The organism is Bacillus sp. FSL K6-2944 (genome assembly GCF_038005385.1).
GTDB lineage: Bacteria > Bacillota > Bacilli > Bacillales > Bacillaceae_G > Bacillus_A > Bacillus_A cereus.
Genome location: NZ_JBBOTE010000001.1, coordinates 2116868 through 2133754 on the forward strand (window position 1 = coordinate 2116868; position 16887 = coordinate 2133754).

Here is a 16887-nt window from a genome sequence, read left to right on the forward strand (position 1 = left end):
CCCCCGTTATAACTAACGTATCAAACTATTTTTAATACATTTAAACTAGCTGTTATCACACCAGATAATGTCGTTACATGCCCGATAGCTAACGGACCATTTTGTAAAGACAAAGTTGCATTTGAAGAAGTAACTTCAATGACCATCGTATTCGAAACTGCTGGTTCTAATATAAAAGTACCTCCTGTAACATAAAAAATAAAACTCCCTGCGACTTGTGTTCCATTTAAAGTAAGCCTCACTGAAATTGTTTCATTTCCGGCAGTTGGATCACCTTGAAAATAATAGCTTACTAAATAAATTCCCGGCGTACTTAACGTTACAGTTGTTGCATTTGTTAAACTGACATCAGAACCAAAAACTGTAGATCCAGAATTAATTGGTATTAACGCATTCGCTGCAATTGTACTCGTTGAAGTAGAAAAGAAATAACCGCCCCCACTAGGTAAACCAGTCGCTCCTGTCGCTCCCGCTATTCCAAAGAAACCTATTGAACCTGCACTACCAGTTGCTCCTGTCGGTCCCACCACGCCACTTGGGCCCTGACTACCTTGTGCTCCAACTGGGCCTATACTACCACTAGCACCTGTCACCCCACTTGCTCCAATTGGGCCTTGCAACCCTTGAATACCTTGTATCCCTTGTATTCCTTGCGGACCCGTTGCACCTGTATTGCCTGTCGTTCCCGTTATTCCTTGTATTCCCGTAATCCCTTGAACACCTTGCACTCCTTGTAGTCCAGTTGCCCCAGTTGCTCCTGTGGCTCCAGTTTCACCCGTTGCACCTGTAATTCCAACATTTCCTTGTGGGCCTTGTGGGCCTTGACTACCTTGCGCCCCTTGGACTCCTTGTGGGCCTGTTATACCGACTTCCCCTGTATTTCCTTGGGGACCTCTAATTCCTTGTGCACCTGTTGGACCGATAATTCCTTGCACACCTTGGATTCCTTGCACTCCTTGCGCTCCTGTTGGACCCGTTATTCCTTGTAATCCTTGAGGACCTTGCAAACCGATAGCTCCAGTCGGTCCTATTATTCCTTGCACTCCTTGAGGACCTTGGGCACCTTGTGTACCTGTCAATCCGGTAGTCCCTTGTATCCCTTGAACACCTTGAGGACCTTGTGTTCCAGCTGCTCCTGTTTCCCCTTGAATTCCTTGTACGCCTTGGATTCCTTGTGCTCCAGCTGGGCCGGTTGCTCCTCGGATTCCTTGTGCTCCTTGAGCTCCTTCCGCTCCTGTAACACCAACTGGACCAGCTATCCCTTGTATTCCCACCATTCCTTGTGCACCTGTTGGACCTATCACACCTTGAATACCTTGAATACCTTTAGGACCTTCTGCACCAGTTGGACCAGTTACTCCCAGCGGACCTTGTATTCCTTGAGAACCTTCTGCACCCGTTGGACCTGTTATACCTTGGTTACCTTGAGGACCTTGTGCTCCTTGTACTCCAACTGCTCCAACTACACCTTGGGCACCTTGCGCTCCCCTTACACCTTGATGACCTGTTGGACCTGTTATACCTTGCACACCTTGCCCTCCAATTGGACCTATCCCTCCGCTTGCACCTGTTGAACCGGTCGCACCCGTTGGACCTGTTGGACCTCCTAGCTGGTCCAGTCACCCCACTAGAAGGGCCAATTGGACCGGTCACTCCCGTCGGACCGCCCGGTGGTCCTTCTGAGCCTTGAGTACCAATACTACCCGTCGCTCCTGTTATACCTCTTATCCCCTTTATCCCTTGAAAACCTGTTGCTCCCGTTATACCTTGTATTCCTTGCACACCTTGTGGTCCTTGTAAACCTATTACACCTGTTATCCCCTTTATTCCACTTATACCTTGGGCACCTTGCATTCCAGTAGAACCAGTTGGACCCACTTCACCTTGTATTCCTTGAGCTCCTTGTGGGCCTTCCTCTCCAGTAATTCCTTGTATACCTTGGAAGCCGTCTTCTCCTTGTATACCAATAGCCCCTTGCTCTCCTTGTATTCCTTGAACACCTTGAGGGCCTTGTGGACCAGTTACACCCGAGACTCCAGTTACGCCTCTTTCTCCCTGCATTCCTTGTGCCCCTGTTTGTCCTCGCTCACCTATTTCCCCTTGTATTCCTTGTATACCTTGTATTCCTTGACTACCAGCAGGACCCGTAGCTCCTTGTATTCCTTCTAATCCTTGTACTCCAATATCACCAATTAGACCTTGGTTTCCGATTAATCCTTGAGCACCTTGGAGACCAGTTGGGCCAGTTATACCTTGCTCTCCTGTATCACCAATAACTCCTTGTATTCCTTGTGCTCCTGTTGTCCCTCGGGGACCTTGTATCCCCCTGATACCTTGAGGACCTTGGGGCCCAGTTGCTCCCGTCGGTCCAGTCACCCCTGTAGGACCAACAGGACCTTCATGCCCTCCAGTTGGACCGATTGGACCACTATTACCTGTCGGACCCGTTGCTCCTATAAGCGGAAGAGGCAGTGCCACTCCAAATTTTTTGCACTTTCTATGATGACGCACAACAATCCCCCTTCCCCAAAATAATTACACCTTTTATATGAAATGCATTTTTATAAGAAAAGTACACCTTTGACCTCATTTTTTTAAAATAAAGAAGCCTATCATTTCATCTATTTGAAATCATAGGCTTCTTTTATAAAAACACTTTACTTTCTAGCTTTAATAATAAAAGTAGTCGGCACCATTCTAGCTTTATATAAAGAATAATACTTCGTAGACGGCTCAGCTAGTTCTCCATCAAACGAGCTTGATGGTTCAGGCTCTTCTATTCTCTCAATTTTAAATCCCGCTCTATTTAACTCATTTATGTATGTACTTATTTTTCTCTTATATAATGTCGCTTGTACATTTTCTCCTTTAAATGTTTCAAACGTAATGGGCGTTTCCTCATGATAAGAAGACTTTATAGCAACTTCTTCCGTACCATACTGTAAGTTTGAATATACCGGGTGCTCCCAACTAAAAATAAAACTTCCCCCTGGCTTTACATATGAATAAATCAGTTCCAACGTTTTTCTTAAATCCGAAGTCCAACCTAATGCATAAATGGAATATACAATATCAAAATATCCTTTCGGAATATCGCCTTCTTCTTCCATTGCTCCGCATACTAACTTTGGATTCCAATCCTTTAACGTCTTATTCGCTATTTCAATTTGTGTACTCGAAAGATCAAGCCCCCATAATTCCTCTGCCCCTTGTTCCGCCATATATTGCAACGAATGCCCACTTCCACAGCCAATATCAAGAACCTTTTTCTTTCTGATTGAATCGAACAAACGAATCTCATCTTCAGACGCCGTATACGGACCATATTTAGGTAAACAATCCACTTGAAAGAAATAAGGTGCAACTGTATCCCAACACTTTTTATTTAAAGCTAACATTTGCGTACCTTTCATATTCTACATTCCCCCATCCATTTTTCTTTCTCTAATATTAATTACATATCATAACCAGATCGCCCTTTTCTCTTCGCCCGGTAGTTTTTCACTTTCGCAATCGTACCGCATGCTCTTCCTCCTTCTTCTCCAGCATACATACCGCACCATCTTTTACTTCCATTTCGCGAATGATCATAAAATACCCAGCGACAATCTGGACATGCTTTTAACCTTCCCCATACATTTTCTTGAATTGACATTAACACAATGCTTAACACTTTTGTATACACATTCTCTTCATATACCGGTTCATATGTAATACCTTTCATATCATCCTTTATATGTACATGAAATGGGTATTTCTCTAACCATTTTTGCAATGATCCTTCGCCTTCAATTGTCATCCGAATATCTTCTCGAAAACCTCTTAATTCCTCTATCGTATGAAATGGAAACTCTTCATCAAAATATTCTTTCATAAAAAGCTTTATGTCTTCTTCTGTTTGCAGCAAATCAATTGGCTCTCTCGTATCGTTTGGTATTCTCCATGTATTTAAAAATTCCCGAATATATTCTAGTTCATTTGGAGCGTTTTGATTCAATTCGATCCACCTTCTTCTTAAAATTTACTTTTTTCTGACTTTATGTATAATTATAGTATAAAATAGTTAACCATCAAATGATTTTACTGGTTACATAATTAGGAGGATTTCTATGAAAAGTTTCTCAACACCGATACGTTTCATGCTTATTTCTTCATTTTTTATGTCTTTTGGGTATTTTGCAGTATACGCATTTTTAGCTATTTATCTATTAACCTTTCTTCATTTTTCTGCTGTCCAAGTAGGAACAGTGTTGACGGTTATGACAATTACATCACGAGTTATCCCATTATTCTCAGGGTTAATTGCTGACAAAATAGGCTATATCATTATGATGATAGCCGGTTTATTTTTGAGAGGAATCGGATTTATCGCTTTAGGAATATGCTCTGATTTCTATACAATTTCTATTTCTTCTGCACTTATTGGCTTCGGAACTGCATTTTACGAACCTGCTGCGCGCGCCATATTCGGTTCACAACCAGCTCATTTGAGAAAAAATTTATTTACATATTTAAACCTTAGCTTTAATTGCGGTGCAATAATCGGACCAATTGCAGGAGGGTTCTTACTCTTACTTGATCCAATCTATGCCTTCTCTCTAACAGGATCACTTATGCTGTTATTCGCTTTTATCTTTTACTTACTTAAAAATCACTTCCAAGTCACTACTGAAAACACGTCTATTACATTAGGAATACAGGCCATCTTACAAAACAAGTCTTTCCTTCTGTTTTCCTTTATCATGATTTTCTTCTATATTATGTTTACTCAACTTACTGTCGCACTTCCACTTCATATGAAAAACATTAGTAGTAGCAATCAACTTGCTACACTCGTTATTACGATAAATGCGATAACAGGCGTCATATTTATGGTATTATTCCGAAAATTATTCCACAAATACAACACACTTTCAATTATTAAATACGGTGTTTTATTAATGAGTATTTCCTTTTTACTCATTCCTTTATTTCAACACCCATATTGGCTCTTTATTTGTGTAATTTTATTTACAATCGGTGAAACACTCGTATTACCTAACGCTGATATCACTATTGCAAATTACAGTAATGAATCATATACAGCCACTTTCTTCGGATTTTATCAACTATCACTCGCATTTGGTTTTATCATTGGTAATTATACCGGTACATCTTTTACATCCAACTTAAGCGGAATGTATACACCATGGCTTATTTTTGGCGGAATAGGACTTATTGGTTTTATTTCACTACATATTTTGAATATAAAAAAAGTGGCCTCTAAAGAGGATATACACCTATGTAATACAAGCGACCTATAACGAAAAAGATTCGACCATCATCTTTGACAGTCGAATCTTTTTATTTTTCATATTCAAGGTGATTATGTCTTTTACAACCAAATAAATAGCAAGCCCCTATATAATCAGTTTCAAACTCTAATCCTGGAACGTATCCAGATTTGATACGTTCTACCATTGTTTTATAACAATTATTCTCTTCTGTATATTCCTCAATTAACTCTTTCTTATCATTTTCTGTCCAGTTTTCTTCTACTTCTTCATTCTGAACATCTTCTATTTCTGCTGTTTTCGCTTCGATACATTCCCGTATAACTTCATTTATACGGGAGAAATTATTCGTTTTATATAGAGCATACACAAATCTACCAATCCAATTAGGACTTTTCCAGCATTCTTTATATCCCTTTTCGAACCATTCAATTGCTTCTTTATAGCAATTCAACTCAACATATAAATCTGCTACATTAATTTCCCCTAAAAAATTATCAGATTCCCTGTTAAAAGTATCTAACTTCTCTTTTGCTTCTGTCGTTCGTTCTAAATCAATTAAACATTTTACATAGCTATACATGATATAGTCCGAATCCCCTGCAACTCGCAAGAAAAAGTCTGAAGCTTTTTCCAGCTCTCCAAGGTTATAATGCGCTACAGCTACATTATGATATGCTTCATCTGATGGTTGAATCGAAATAGACTTTTGTAATGCTTCTTTCGCTTCTGTCCATTTTTCTTGTTTCATGTAAATGTCCCCTAAGATGTTATAAGGAAAGTATGAAGAAGGATTAAACTTAACAACTTCTCTTATTAATTCAAGAGCTTTATCATCATTCTCTTCCTCATAAAAGTACATCCAAGCCAGATTATTGAGAGATTGTACGTCTCTAGATTCATGTACTGCTTGTTGAAACAGTTCCATTGCTTCCTCATATTTATTTTGTTCAAACATTTCAATTGCCTTCTCATTAATGTTCAAATAACTACCTCCGAAGTAAATGAATTCATCTATTCCCTATCATTATTGTAAAATGTAAAAATTATAATTTCTATAAAAAAATTTCTTTCTCTCGCCTACATTTCGATTGAAATAGAAGCTAAAACATACGAATTTACAAAAATCAGTAAATTTTTCATTCTCCCTTAAATTGGATATACCTCCTGTTTCATTTTACATATTATGGTACAATTAAGAGGGTACTAACTAAACATTTACGCTCCGCACTAGTAATCTAGCAATACAAAAATCAAAAATCACATGGAATTGAGGGATGTTATGAAACAGAAATTAGCTGTTCTTCTATTCACTGGAATCATATTATCAGGATGTTCAACTATAGCAGAGAATTCTTTAGAAAGCGGGAAAGGCAGTATGGAATTATTAACACCAACGATTACAGCAAAAGACAATGAATTAGAAATTAAAACTAAAGGCATTGATGAAAATAAAGTAACTTTTATTTATGTTGCTAATAAAAAAGTGTTGGAACAAAAACTAAAAAATGGTGAATCCTACAAACTTAACATTAAAGATATCGAACACGCTCATAGGACGGACTACAAACCAAAAGTTCAACTTTTACAAACGAAAGACGATGATGATGATGGAGAAATAGTAACCTTCAAACAAGTTAGATATACAGTTAAAAACTGATTTTAAAGTTGTTTCATTATAAATGTAACAAAAGAAAATATACTTTTAACAGTAGATAAATGTAGGGGGTGCTAACATGAAAAAACGATGGATTTCTTGGTGGATTGGTAACATATTTTGGATTATCGTTTTTGGAATATGGGCCGCTATTATTTGGCTACGAGATGTTGATGGTGCTGGTGTTATTCAAACACCTGAAATTAAATCAATATCACTTATCGTTTTATTAATCACGTTTATCATACCGGTATTTTTTCAAATTATATGGCTAATCATTAATTTGAGAATGAGTAAAAAACATAATTATACGATTTAGTTTTTTTGAATTAACAGATGAATATTTTTCATAAAAAAAGAGAGGAATCTACATCAAAATAGATTCCTCCCTTTTACATTTAGACTTATACTGCGCTTTTAATGCATCACTATTCCTCTTTTTTACGATGCATGTTCATCTTTCTTCTTCATTAACGCTCTTTTCTTCATCGCCTTCGTTAAATATCCACCCTTAAACGAGCGAATTTCATACGAAGACATAAACGCTTTCGGTGCAATTTCATTAATGATTTCTAAAAGCTCTTTCTCTCTAGAACGCTTTGCGACGATATCTAAGCGATAACGTATAGAATTAATACCTTCGCCTTCAAATACTGTAACGCCAAATCCAGAGTGACGTAACTCATCTACTAATTCATTACAACGGTCTAGTAAACTAACTTGATACGTAATATAACCAATTGCTAATTTATTCTCTATATAACCGCCTAATAACAGTCCCGCACTAAAGCCAATGACATAGGCAACGATGTTCATCCAATTTGATAAATCTTGAAACACAATACCTAAACTGACAATGTAAATAGCTCCTTCTAACAATCCAACACCAGCAGCGGATCTTGTTTGATTCTTTACAAGCAAAATCGTACGGATTGTTAATATTGGAACGTAAATAATTTGAAGCACAAAAATAAGTAGCGCTTGTAACATTGGTATCCACCTCTTTCAAAAAGTCTTTTGTCATAATAACATACATAACCTTTAGAAATCGATGGGTTTTTTAAAATTTTTTTATTATTTTTCATACTATTGAAAAACACAAAAAAGAAGCGTATTATATTTGTCATTAATTTGATTACTTGTATCATATCGCTAAACTAAAAAAGGAACCTGATTAGGTCCTTTTCATCATAGCTCTATATTTTTCGAAGCATGTTCTCTTTGCTTCTCTTCTTCTTTCACTAACTGCATATTTGCGTACGCTAAATTTGCAATCATTAAAAAGTGACCACCTAAAATACCTGTACCGAATGCCCACATTTCCATTTCATGCTCAATTTCATACATGATGATAGCTCCTAAAATAGCAGCTGCAAATCGGTTTAAAACTCCTAATCCAGGAGCCTTTTCCTTCATTACGATACTTTTCCCGAGTTTCTCCACTCTGCGAGCTAATAACCAAAGACAATAAGCACTTACTGCTAATCCAATACCGAACCCTGTCACTTGTTTTCCAAACGGAGTAATCGTCCACATAAGTAGTAAACCACTAAAGATCACATACAATTGTAATCGATATACACGTAAGGCTTCTTGAATCAAAATATCCGCTCCTAAGTTCTCATTTTTTGTACTTTAGAAGAAAAGCAGCAACTTACACAGTTGCTGCTTTCTCTTCTTCTTGTTCTTGTTCCATCTTACGAATTTCAACACGTTTAATTTGGTAAGCGTCTTTTTCTAACACTTTAAATTCATAACCTTCCGCCTCAACGTGTTGTCCTTCTTCGATTTCATGATTTTGCATCATAATCCATCCACCGATTGTATCCACATCATCTTCTTCGATGTGTAATCCAAATAAATCTTTCACTTCTGAGATAAGCACTTTTCCATCAACAATAATATGTTGCTCGTTCACATGTTGAATTGGTGGTGCTTCATCTTCATCATATTCGTCACGAATTTCGCCGACGATTTCCTCCAAGATATCTTCAAGCGTTACAATTCCAGCTGTTCCTCCGTACTCATCATATAAAACAGCCATCGGAATTCGCTTCTTCTGCATTTGAAGTAATAAATCGTGAATTGGAGTCGTTTCCATCACTTCAATAATCGGACGCATATACGAGCGAATAGATGATAAATCTTTTTGATCCTCGGTCATATATCGAATAAAGAAATCTTTTACGTTGACCATACCGATAATATCATCTTTATCTTCTCCAAAAATCGGATAACGTGTGTATCGCTCATTTTGGATTACTTTCATGTGTTCTTCTACTGAATCTTCCAGGTAGAAACCAACGATTTCTGTTCGCGGTACCATAATCTCTTTTGCAATACGATTATCAAATTCAAAAATGTTATTTACATACTTGTATTCAGCTTGATTAATTTCGCCACTTTCATAGCTATCTGAAAGGATAAGACGTAATTCTTCTTCTGTATGAGCTACTTCATGTTCTGAAGCTGGCTTTAAACCAAATAAACCAGTTATCACACGAGCTGAACCGTTCAATACCCAAATAAATGGATACATTACTTTATAGAACATCATTAATGGACCTGCCAATAATAACGTTACCCTTTCAGCCTTTTGAATTGCCATCGTTTTTGGAGCTAATTCTCCTACTACAACGTGTAAATACGTCATAATCATAAAAGCAAGACCAAATGTTAATACTGATGAAATAGAAGGATTTAAGTTCCATTTCTCAAATAACGGGTGTAATAACTTTTCAATTGTCGGTTCACCCAACCAACCTAATCCCATAGCTGTAACTGTAATACCTAATTGACAAGCAGATAAATATTCATCTAAATTTGTTGTTACCTTTTTCGCTGCTAAAGCACCGCGTTTTCCTTCCGCAACAAGCTGATCGATACGGCTTGAACGTATCTTTACAATCGCAAACTCTGCTGCTACGAAAAATCCAGTAAATGCGATTAAAATCGCAACCATGACTAAATTAAATATTTCCAATGAATCCCCTTAGTTAAAAAACTAAGGTGTCCACCTCCTGTATACTATAATGTTTTCTTATTTGTTTGTTAGAAAACATAGCCCGATACAAAAATTAAAGAGGTCGGATTTCACTTATTCTATAATAATAGAGCAAGTGTCTGTATTAAAGCTGTCGTTTGACCTGATAAAGATTTCGATATTTTTTCACGTTGTGAATCAGTCAATTCATCTAAAAGCGGTTTTAACTCAGTAAGCTCCACTTCTAATCGATGAATATGGTCTGTCACTTCATTCACTTGTTTCGAAACGTGTTCATTGATACCGAGCAGCTTCTTCTTCTCCTCGATTTTCTCTTTAATCTCACAAAGCGGCATATGCATTTCTTTGCACTTCTCAATAAATTGTAATGTCTCAAATGCTGTTTCGTCGTAATAGCGATAATTAGATTGAGATCGCTCCGCTTTTAAGATACCTAGATTCGTATAATAATCAATCGTTCGTTTCGACACGTGAGCCATGAGAGCCAACTGTCCGATTCGATACACCTTCCCAACGATCTTCCCCCCTTGTTTATATTACTTACATCATACAATACATAAACTGTACAGTCAAACGTGACGGTTTATTATTCACAATTTATACAAAATTCCAATCTCCTCCTATGATGATTCAATACGAGTAATCTACACTTATACAATAAAATTACTAAACTACTACCTAATCACTACATTATCTGCCACTTTTAACCTTTCTTATTTAAAAGCATATCCTACTAATAATAATTGCTTGTATAGGAGGGAATTAATATGAAAAAGACAATCATTTCTCATTTTTATAATGAAGAATACCTACTTCCATGGTGGCTTATGCATCACACGAAAATATTCGATCACGGCATTTTAATTAATAGAGGGTCTACAGATCGTTCCGTAGAGATTTGTAAACTATTAGCACCCCACTGGGAAGTACGAAATTCAAGATTTCTTGAGTTTGATCCAACTAATACTGATATTGAAGTGATGGAAATTGAAAGAGAAGTTTCAGGTTGGAAAATCGTTTTAAATACTACTGAATTCTTTTGTTGTAATAATACTGAAGAATTTTTTTCATCTCTTCATACACTAGGCCAAAACATGTATGCGATTAGAATGATTTTAATGATAGATAATCATAATTATAATTATTCAAAGCCTAGATATTCTATCCCCTTAGTAGAACAGCGATACCACGGTGTCTTCCCTTATAACCCAAATCTCGGATGTGCTTGGAGATTTATTCACAATCATCTAGACGGTGCATATTTACCTGGTAGACATCATTCGCGGCACGGATATATAATTTATGACTATCCTTCATTTATTTTAAAATTTTATTTTAGCCCTTGGAATGAACAATCAAAGGCAAGAAAATTACAAATTACACCTACCCTTTCAAAAAGGGGTGTTCAAATGGGACTTCAAACACATTACGGTCAATCTCCTGAAGTACTGGACATACGTTTTTTAGAGCTTAGTAACCTAACACAAGACCTCCGTCATAACCCTGAATATCAAGAATTATTCCCAAAATTCAAACCGTAATACTTTCTGCATCGTCATCACCTCAAACATTTTCATTCACTTAATCAAAAACAATCTCATTTGCATAAAACATGAATACTGTATAAATAATAAATTTTTATTTTAGGAGGAAAAAATGAAAGCTGTTATTCTTGCTGGTGGGTACGGTACAAGAATTGGGGAAGAAACACATTTAAAACCGAAACCTATGATTGAAATTGGAACAAAACCCATTCTATGGCACATTATGAGTTTGTATAGTCATTACGGAATTACTGAGTTTATTATTTGCTTAGGCTATAAAGGATATGCAATTAAAGAGTTCTTTCTAAATTACAACTTACACATGTCTGATTTCACAATACAATTAAACGATAATACAATTACTAGCCATTCTCATCGTGTAGAACCATGGAAAGTTACACTAATCGATACTGGTGTAAATACCGAAACGGGTGGCCGAGTGAAAAAGATTCAAAATTATGTCGGAGACGAACCTTTCTGCCTCACTTATGGTGATGGATTAAGTAATGTAAATATAAAAGAACTTATTACATTCCATAAAAAACATGGAAAAATGGCTACTGTTACTGCCGTACAACCTCCTGGTAGATTTGGTTCTCTCATATTAGATAAACAGTCTGTAACATCTTTTCAAGAAAAACCATTAGGTGATGGCGGATGGGTTAACGGTGGATTTTTCGTTTTAAATCCTGAAGTTTTCAATTACATTAGTGGAGATAAGTCTGTTTTTGAAACAGACACTTTAGTTCAGTTAGTAAACAAAAATGAATTGGCCGCATATCAACATTCTGGTTTTTGGCATCCGATGGATACATTGCGCGATAAAAATAAATTAGTCGAGCTATGGGAAAGTAATAACGCTCCGTGGAAGGTTTGGTAATATGGCTTCATCATCTTTTTGGAATAAGAAAAAAGTATTTATTACAGGACATACTGGATTTAAAGGCTCCTGGCTCACCCTTTTCTTAAATTCTTTAGGTGCAGAAGTAGTAGGCTTTTCTTCTCATCCCCCATCCATTCCTAACATTTTTGAACAAGGTAACGTAGCAAAAGAGTGCACGACAATGAAAGGCGATATTACAGATTACCATTCTTTATTTCATGCTATGAAGCAGCATAAACCTGACATAATATTTCATTTAGCAGCTCAGCCAATCGTAACCGCTTCATACAAAAATCCTATCGATACATTCAAAACGAATGTTTTAGGTACTGTCCACGTGCTAGAAGCAGCAAAGTCCGTCGAAAGCGTACGTGCCATTATTAATGTGACAAGCGATAAATGTTATGAGAATGACGGTAGTGGCGACCGAGCGTTCGTGGAAAATGACCGACTAGGAGGTTTCGACCCTTATAGCGCTAGTAAAGCTTGCGCTGAAATAGTAGCAACATCCTATCAAAAATCATTCTTCCGCACTAATACCCAGAAACTCGCCTCAGTCAGAGCTGGTAACGTCATCGGCGGTGGTGATTGGGCAGAAGATCGATTATTCCCTGATATCATTCGGGCATATTTGCACAATCATACTTTGTGTATTCGAAACAAATATGCCGTCCGTCCATGGCAACATGTTTTAGATCCTCTACATGGCTATATCCTTTTAGCTGAGAAACTTTGGAATGATGCTAAATATGCAGAAGCGTGGAATTTCGGCCCAATGAATGAACCTAACAGAACCGTTCATGATGTCATTGAATCTGTAATAAAATTATGGAATAACCCACTAACAATCATTTCCTCCTCTACAAATACTCCTTATGAATCACCTGTTTTAACACTCGATAGTACAAAAGCAGTAAACAAACTCGGCTGGACTCCTAAGTTATCAACAGATGATGCTATCGCTTGGACTGTTGATTGGTACAAAAAATATGCATCTGGTGAAAATATAGAATCTTTCACACGACAACAAATCGATGCATTCAAAAATTTATAAGGAGGCTATAAAATGGAACAGAACAAATGCCGTTTTTGCCACTCATTACTAACCAACACTTTTTTAGATTTGGGCGTTTCCCCTCTTGCTAATTCATTTGTAGCTCCTGAAAGCTCATATAAAATGGAACCTTTTTATCCGCTGCACACATTTGTTTGTAACTCTTGTTTACTCGTACAGCTAGATGAATTTGAATCCCCACAAAATATTTTTCATAACTATTTATACTTCAGCTCTTACTCCTCAAGTTGGCTACTACACGCTAAACAATATGTAGAAATGGCGATTAAGCGTTTCAACTTAACGAAACATTCAAAAGTGATTGAAATCGCAAGTAACGATGGGTACTTATTACAATACTTTAAAAAAGAAAATATCGAGACATTGGGAATTGAACCCGCGAAAAACGTAGCAGAAATTGCTATCAAAAAAGGAATTCCTACTCATGTGAATTTTTTCAGTAATGACTTAGCAAAAAAATTGCCACAAGCTGATTTAATCGTCGCAAATAACGTATTAGCACATGTTCCAAACTTGCATGATTTTGTTGCCGGTTTAAAAACGTTATTAAAACAAGATGGCACGATAACAATTGAATTCCCACACTTATTAAACCTCATATCCTTTAAACAGTTCGATACTATCTACCATGAGCACTTTTCCTACTTCTCACTTATAAGCCTTCAAAAAGTTTTAAGTTATCATCATTTACAAATTGTTGATGTAGAAGAACTTTCAACGCATGGTGGTTCCTTACGGATTTTTGTAAACCATCTAAATGCCCAATCAACTATCCATTCCAATGTTACAAAATTAATTCAAAAAGAAGTCGACCACGGGTTAGATACTTTAGATTGCTATCTCCTTTTTTCTAAACGCATCGAACAATTGAAAATAAATATTTTAAAGTTTTTTATTGAAGCGAAAGCTTTAAACAAACAAATTATCGGTTACGGTGCTCCAGCTAAAGGAAACACCCTTTTGAATTATTGCGGGATAGGTAAAGAATTTCTAGCTTATACAGTAGATAAAAATCCTCACAAACAACATCTCCTTTTACCAGGAACTCGTATTCCAATAAAATCTCCAGCAGAAATTAAACGTACAAAACCGGATTACATTCTTATACTTCCTTGGAATTTGAAAGACGAAATTATGAAAGAATGCTCTTTCATTCGTGAATGGGGCGGTAAATTTTTAGTGACGGTTCCAGAAATTGAGGTGATCGAGCCATGAAGAAAGTTGTTGTAACAGGTGGTAGTGGCTGGATAGGTAAATATGTTGTACATTCACTTATACAAAAGGAATATGAAGTGCACGCCACGTATAATAAAAATAACCCCTCTCACCTCCCTTGCCATTGGCATAAAGTAAACTTGCTTCGCGATGACGAAGTAAAACAATTCATTTCGGATGTTCAGCCTAGCCATCTCATTCACCTTGCTTGGGAAGCAGTGCCACCAGCATGCTATGTATCTATTAATAATTACTATTGGCTAAAGTCTAGTATTTCATTGATTCAACACTTCACAACATGCGGTGGAAAGCGTGTTGTCGTTGCAGGTACTGGCGCAGAGTACGAATGGTTTAACGGCGTATTATTTGAAGATTCACCGCTCCTTTCCTATAAAACCCCGTATTCTTTATGTAAAAATGCACTGCACTCCTGGCTAGAAACGTATGCACAACAAACAGGCCTCAGCATGTGTTGGGGCCGCATTTTTCATATGTATGGACCTCACGAACAAGGTAATCGGCTCGTTTCTAACATTATCACTTCCTTATTAAAAAACGAGGAGGCACTATGTACACATGGAAAACAATCGAGAGATTTCCTCCATGTGAGTGACGTCGCTGACGCTCTCGTAACAATATTAGAACACAGCGTTACAGGCACCATCAATATCGCTTCTGGTCAATCTGTACAAATTAAAAAGTTAGCTTCTATCATTGCTAAAAAGATAGGAAAAGAACATTTAATTAAACTAGGTGCAATCCCTTTCTCTAAAGATGAACCTTTATTTGTCGGGGTTAATGTAGAACGTTTAAAAACTGAAGTAAACTGGAAACCAACATACGATCTAAATACAGGAATTGAAGAAACAATTTTATGGTGGAAATCATTTATACAAAAACATAACGATATGCATCATTAAAACGTAAATCCTTCGTTCCTCTCGCTAATTCCTTATACCATTCTTCTAATCTTTCCGACGTAACAATATGTTGCGTCCCCATTCCCCCATGCTTACTAGCTTCAGAAAGAGTCGGACCAATTTGTAACTTTCTCTTTCTCATCGCATCGTTCCACGGACTAAACCCAAACCATAATATACAGGCAAGAGGTGGATAAATCATCGATTCATGCGCAGATAAATGTCTTCCAACCGTATAACTTCCATGCTCATGATTATGAATAAATCTACCTCTTCTCCATAACGGCCAATCTTCTGGTAAATAACCATGAAATCGCTGTTTCATTAAAGGTATTCCAAAGTTAAGGTCCGGATAGTTGTAGTTAGGATCATCAACCATAATAAGCCCGTCCAGCCAATACATCCTCCCCCCCAATTCATGTAGCGATTTCCAAAACTGATTTTTATCTTGCACGCAAAGAAACTCAGTCGTATTTAAAATCATTTTCCATCCTTGTACTTCTTGTTCTATCCTCATCACTTCATGATCTGTCGCATATGCATCAAACTCTGGATTTACAGAATCTCGCACCTCCCAATGCGGTGCGAATTTTTTACAAATCTCAACGGAACGATCTGTTGAACCTTTATTAATTAAAATACCATGATCAAAAAGTTTCGTATGATGCATAAGCCACCATGGCAATAAATACTCTTCATTGTAAAAATGTGAAATAACGGTTGTAGTTATAATAATCTCCTCCTCTTTCTCTATTAATCTACTTTTTATCCTACAACCAATATACTCATAAGCAAAAATATGTTTCCTAATTATTGATCAAATATTATTATTAATATTTTTGTAAGTTTTCCTTTGGTACCCAGCCCTTCTCACCATCTCTTCCTTCGCACCAAACCCATCCATTCAATTCTTCTAATCCGATCAATCTTTCTCCAATACTCACATTTAATTCTTTCGCAGTATATTGTTTTATAATAATTCCTGTTCCATTCATATCTTTTCTTATAATTTGCTCCGGAACCCATCCTTTCCGGTTATACTTCTCTTCGTGACAAAACATCCAGTTTTCCCAGTTTTCCGGACCAGCGTAACTCTCTATCATTTTCACTACATCCCCCTCTTCTAAGCGAATTGGATTAGGATAATTGCTAACATGTGATTTTATAACGATATATTTCATAACAACCTCCAATAATCAGAAAATTAAGTTATAATATCATTATAACTTAAAGAGGAGGAATGCACTCATGTACTACAACACTTCATTCGAAAACGATCAACCTGTAGGCCGTCTATAAACTAAGACGGGCATTCA

17 protein-coding genes and 1 pseudogene are annotated in these 16887 nt (G+C 36.8%); 8 read left to right on the forward strand and 10 right to left on the reverse strand.

Annotated features, from left to right (window positions below):
* Positions 1-20 precede the first annotated feature (20 nt).
* The 3 genes and pseudogenes from MHH55_RS10715 to MHH55_RS10725 all read right to left on the reverse strand — a co-directional run bounded on the left by MHH55_RS10715 (position 21) and on the right by MHH55_RS10725 (position 3997).
* Positions 21-2511, reverse strand: a pseudogene (locus tag MHH55_RS10715) (collagen-like protein).
* 146 nt (positions 2512-2657) lie between these two features.
* Positions 2658-3413: a class I SAM-dependent methyltransferase gene (locus MHH55_RS10720; protein WP_063245668.1), complete on the reverse strand. Its 756-nt coding sequence runs from the start codon at positions 3411-3413 to the stop codon at positions 2658-2660.
* A 41-nt stretch (positions 3414-3454) separates the two neighbouring features.
* Positions 3455-3997, reverse strand: coding sequence for a CGNR zinc finger domain-containing protein (locus MHH55_RS10725; RefSeq protein WP_001072930.1), 543 nt, complete (start codon positions 3995-3997; stop codon positions 3455-3457).
* Between the two features lie 112 nt (positions 3998-4109).
* Here MHH55_RS10725 and MHH55_RS10730 point away from each other — a divergent pair, with 112 nt between their 5' ends.
* Positions 4110-5303, forward strand: a complete 1194-nt coding sequence (locus tag MHH55_RS10730; RefSeq protein ID WP_000834867.1) for an MDR family MFS transporter — start codon at positions 4110-4112, stop codon at positions 5301-5303.
* Between the two features lie 40 nt (positions 5304-5343).
* Here the strand turns inward: MHH55_RS10730 and MHH55_RS10735 are convergent, their stop codons facing one another.
* Positions 5344-6258 (reverse strand): tetratricopeptide repeat protein, encoded by a 915-nt coding sequence (locus tag MHH55_RS10735; RefSeq protein WP_001024458.1) that lies wholly within the window; start codon positions 6256-6258, stop codon positions 5344-5346.
* A gap of 279 nt (positions 6259-6537) precedes the next feature.
* On the opposite strand from MHH55_RS10735, the gene MHH55_RS10740 reads away from it, so the two are divergent.
* Both MHH55_RS10740 and MHH55_RS10745 read left to right on the forward strand, forming a co-directional pair.
* Entirely contained in the window at positions 6538-6933 is a 396-nt protein-coding gene (locus MHH55_RS10740) for a hypothetical protein (protein ID WP_002041528.1), read from the forward strand.
* 76 nt (positions 6934-7009) lie between these two features.
* Positions 7010-7249 (forward strand): DUF3923 family protein, encoded by a 240-nt coding sequence (locus tag MHH55_RS10745; RefSeq protein WP_000747681.1) that lies wholly within the window; start codon positions 7010-7012, stop codon positions 7247-7249.
* Between the two features lie 122 nt (positions 7250-7371).
* Here the strand turns inward: MHH55_RS10745 and MHH55_RS10750 are convergent, their stop codons facing one another.
* The 4 genes from MHH55_RS10750 to MHH55_RS10765 form a co-directional block, all read right to left on the reverse strand.
* Entirely contained in the window at positions 7372-7920 is a 549-nt protein-coding gene (locus MHH55_RS10750) for a DUF2179 domain-containing protein (RefSeq protein ID WP_000938438.1), read from the reverse strand.
* A gap of 198 nt (positions 7921-8118) precedes the next feature.
* Positions 8119-8532 carry an ATP synthase subunit I gene (locus MHH55_RS10755; protein WP_000613876.1) on the reverse strand — a complete coding sequence of 138 codons (414 nt, stop codon included), beginning with the start codon at positions 8530-8532 and terminating at the stop codon, positions 8119-8121.
* Between the two features lie 52 nt (positions 8533-8584).
* Positions 8585-9913: a hemolysin family protein gene (locus MHH55_RS10760; protein WP_000402258.1), complete on the reverse strand. Its 1329-nt coding sequence runs from the start codon at positions 9911-9913 to the stop codon at positions 8585-8587.
* A gap of 119 nt (positions 9914-10032) precedes the next feature.
* Complete coding sequence (locus MHH55_RS10765; protein ID WP_000285639.1) at positions 10033-10440, reverse strand: MerR family transcriptional regulator; 408 nt, start codon at positions 10438-10440, stop codon at positions 10033-10035.
* Positions 10441-10701: 261 nt separating this feature from the next.
* Here MHH55_RS10765 and MHH55_RS10770 point away from each other — a divergent pair, with 261 nt between their 5' ends.
* The 5 genes from MHH55_RS10770 (at position 10702) to MHH55_RS10790 (ending at position 15571) form a co-directional block, all read left to right on the forward strand.
* The gene (locus tag MHH55_RS10770; RefSeq protein WP_000750973.1) at positions 10702-11475 is read left to right on the forward strand and encodes a glycosyltransferase family 2 protein; all 774 of its coding nucleotides are present in this window, start codon (positions 10702-10704) and stop codon (positions 11473-11475) included.
* Between the two features lie 115 nt (positions 11476-11590).
* The gene (gene rfbF, locus MHH55_RS10775; protein WP_000648807.1) at positions 11591-12358 is read left to right on the forward strand and encodes a glucose-1-phosphate cytidylyltransferase; all 768 of its coding nucleotides are present in this window, start codon (positions 11591-11593) and stop codon (positions 12356-12358) included.
* 1 nt (position 12359) lies between these two features.
* Positions 12360-13415 carry a CDP-glucose 4,6-dehydratase gene (gene rfbG / locus MHH55_RS10780; RefSeq protein WP_017657580.1) on the forward strand — a complete coding sequence of 352 codons (1056 nt, stop codon included), beginning with the start codon at positions 12360-12362 and terminating at the stop codon, positions 13413-13415.
* Between the two features lie 12 nt (positions 13416-13427).
* On the forward strand, positions 13428-14651 hold the full coding sequence (locus MHH55_RS10785) for a class I SAM-dependent methyltransferase (RefSeq protein ID WP_078186368.1): 1224 nt from the start codon (positions 13428-13430) through the stop codon (positions 14649-14651).
* Positions 14648-15571, forward strand: a complete 924-nt coding sequence (locus tag MHH55_RS10790) for an NAD-dependent epimerase/dehydratase family protein (RefSeq protein ID WP_071741117.1) — start codon at positions 14648-14650, stop codon at positions 15569-15571. Before MHH55_RS10785 ends, MHH55_RS10790 begins: the two co-directional genes overlap by 4 nt.
* Here MHH55_RS10790 and MHH55_RS10795 read toward each other — a convergent pair.
* The gene (locus tag MHH55_RS10795) at positions 15540-16340 is read right to left on the reverse strand and encodes a glycosyltransferase family 2 protein (protein WP_071739851.1); all 801 of its coding nucleotides are present in this window, start codon (positions 16338-16340) and stop codon (positions 15540-15542) included. The genes MHH55_RS10790 and MHH55_RS10795 overlap by 32 nt on opposite strands.
* A gap of 61 nt (positions 16341-16401) precedes the next feature.
* Positions 16402-16752 (reverse strand): SH3 domain-containing protein, encoded by a 351-nt coding sequence (locus MHH55_RS10800; RefSeq protein ID WP_000875289.1) that lies wholly within the window; start codon positions 16750-16752, stop codon positions 16402-16404.
* Positions 16753-16887: the final 135 nt, after the last annotated feature.